We start from the raw sequence: 2,817 nt of genomic DNA on the forward strand, positions 1-2,817 counted from the left end.
ACGTGCCGGTCTTCCAGGCCGTACGCCAGTGGCGCCCCGGCAGCCCGTCCGGGCGCGGGTTGCGCCGCAGCATGTCGCGCACCATAAACGCGGCCTGCGGCGTGAGTAGCTGGGCGCCAGTGGTTTGCGGCTGTTCCTGCAAATAGCGCAGCGGCCGCAAATGCCCGTCACCAGCCAGCATCACATACAGCCGCGCCAGCTCCTCGGGCGTCATCTCGCCGCCGCCCAAGGCCAGCGCCAAGCCGTAATGGCTTTCGCCGCGCAGGCCCTTGATCCCGGCCCTTTGCAGCAATCCGTAGAGTGACGGTGAGCGGGTTTGGCTGGCCAGCCACACCGCCGGAATATTGCGGCTGCGAATCAGCGCGTCACGGGCTGTCACCGGCCCGACAAAACTGCCGTCGAAATTTTCCGGCTGGAAGTAGCCGAAGTTACTCGGCATGTCCTTGAGGATGCTCATGGGGTGGATCACCCCTTGGTCCAGCGCCAGCCCATACAGGAATGGCTTGAGGGTGGAGCCCGGCGAGCGCCGCGACAACACGCCGTTGACCTGGCCGTGGATGCTTGTGGATAAGTAGTCTGCCGAGCCCACCAGGGCTTTTACGCTCTGGTCGCGGCTGTCGATCAGGATCGCCGTGGCGTTTTCCACACCGCTGCTGCGGCGCTCGGCGATGAAGCCGGTGATCAGCCGTTCCAGCAATTGTTGCAGCGCCAGGTTGAGGGTGCTGTTCAACTCATTGCCGGTTTGCGAGGCCAGCAACTGTTCGCTCAGGTGCGGCGCGAGAAACGGGATCTGCTGGCGGTTGCGGGCTTCCAGCGGCAGGTCCAGCAAACTGTCGTTACGCGGATCCTGTGGATAAGTTTCCCGCCAGTCCGCCATCAGCCGTTGCCGGGCGGTTTGCAGGGAAGGCCCAAAGCGCGCCCGACGACCCGGTTGCTGGGGAATCACGGCCAGCGCGAGGGCTTCAGACAAGGACAACTGCGCCGCTGACTTGCCAAAATAGATCCGGCTGGCCGCTTCGGCACCTTCGATATTGCCGCCCATGGGCGCCAGGTTGAGGTAGGCCTCAAGGATGTCGTGCTTGCTGTAACGCGCCTCCAGCCACAGTGCCAGGGCCATCTGCTGCAGCTTGCCGGGCACTTGGCGAGTATTGAGATCCCACAAGCGCCTGGCCAGTTGCATGCTCAGGGTCGAACCGCCCTGACGCTGGCCGCCGCTATAGGTGGCCATGGCCGCCCGCAATAACGCCGGGGGATTGATCCCCGGGTGCCAGTAGAAATTGCGGTCTTCCTTGAGCAGCAACGCCTCCACCAGTGACGGAGAAATCCGTTCCAGGGGTAGCCACAGGCGATATTGCCCGTCAGCCGCCAGGGTCATGCGCAGCAGCGAACCGTCATCGGCCAGCACCACCCGTGAGGAGGTGGCTGCCTGTTCCAGCGGCGCGTGGGGCCACAACCGTAGCCCCGCCAGAATCAACGCCGCTGCCAGCAGCGGCGTCAGGCTTTTAAGGCTTGGTAATTTCAAGCTGGCCTACTTTGCCGCGTCCTTGCAGGGTGGTTTCGTACATGCCCTCGGCGTAGGCCGGTGGCGTATTGAAGGTACCGGCGTTGGTGGCGCGCACGCGGTACACGAGGGTGCCTACATCCCGCAGCGCGGTGCCGTACAACACCACTCGGTCATCACGCACGTCGACGTAGTCCGGTTGCCAGTTGCTCAAGTCGGTCTCGCCAATCGGCGCCTGCCAGGCGTCGGCTTCTTCGGTGTCTTCGCCGGTTTCAACGTACTCCGAATCGTCGCCTTCGCTTTCCTCGGTGCTGGCCGCTTCCGGCTCCGGCGGCAAGTTATACACAGGCTCGACACCACCCGGCAGCAAGTCGACTACGGCCACTTGCTGCACCTGATCACGGTCGGTGGCCCGCAAGCGCAGGCGCACCAGGAACTCATCGCCTACCGCGACCTTGCTGACTGGGTTGCCTTTGAGGTCGAGGTATTCGTGGATGATTTCCAGGCCGCTGTTGATCGGCTTGAGGTTGGCGCCCTTGTCATAGCCCGCTTCGCTCAGCATGTAGAACGCCGCCGGGCCGTCGGATTTTTCCATCTGCAGTTTTTGCGTACCGGCAGGCACCGCCGCACGTGGCGGCTGGCCGGCCATCTGCAACAACTGTTGCTGCTTGTCGCTGAGCCATGCGGTGGCCTTGAGGGTCATGTCGCTTTGGGCGCGCTGGCCGTAATTGTCCAGGGCCCGCAGCAACAGTGCCGCCGACAGCGAGTTGTAGCGTTGCTCGTTGAGACGCTTGCCGAGTTTATCCAGCAGGCTTGTCGGCACATCGTCGAGCATTTCCGGGAAGTGCCGCGCGAGCAAATGCAGGTGCTCGGCGTCGTGCACCAGCGGGTCGTAATACAGGCCGTCGCTGTTCCATTTATCCGACAGGGAAAGCCACGGCACCTTGCGGAACAGGGTATCGGCCTGACGATCCTGCTTGAGCAGCTTGTAGCTGGCAGCCAGGTACGCCGCGCCAATGTCGTTCTGCCAGGTGTCCTTGAAGTAGCTTTCGTAGCGCTCGCGGATATCGCTCAAGGCGCCGCTCACCAGAATCCCCTGACGGCTCAGGAGGTAACTGGCGTAGGCGCGGTTGCGCAATTCCGACAGGCCTTCGCTCGGGCCGTTGGCCAGGTCGGTGAGGTACGCGTTGGAACGTTGCAGCAGGTCTTCCGGCACCGGCAGCCCGCGCTCCCTGGCTTCGATCAGGAAGTCGGTGGCGTACAGGCTGGCATACGGCGCCACATCCGGGTTGGCCGCCCACAAGCCGAAACCGCCG

At 63.6% G+C, this 2,817-nt stretch carries 1 protein-coding gene and 1 pseudogene; both read right to left on the bottom strand.

All coding sequences use genetic code 11. The features are described 5' to 3' along the window. Nucleotides 1-1,522 (bottom strand): penicillin-binding protein 1C (pbpC, locus tag HX846_RS33670; protein WP_178967094.1); only part of this gene is annotated, 1,522 nt, incomplete at its 3' end. After that, nucleotides 1,503-2,817, bottom strand: a pseudogene (locus HX846_RS33675) (alpha-2-macroglobulin family protein); the annotation flags it as partial. The gene pbpC and the pseudogene HX846_RS33675, both read right to left, overlap by 20 nt.

The sequence above is a fragment of the Pseudomonas sp. K5002 genome, from assembly GCF_013386655.1.
Lineage (GTDB): Bacteria > Pseudomonadota > Gammaproteobacteria > Pseudomonadales > Pseudomonadaceae > Aquipseudomonas.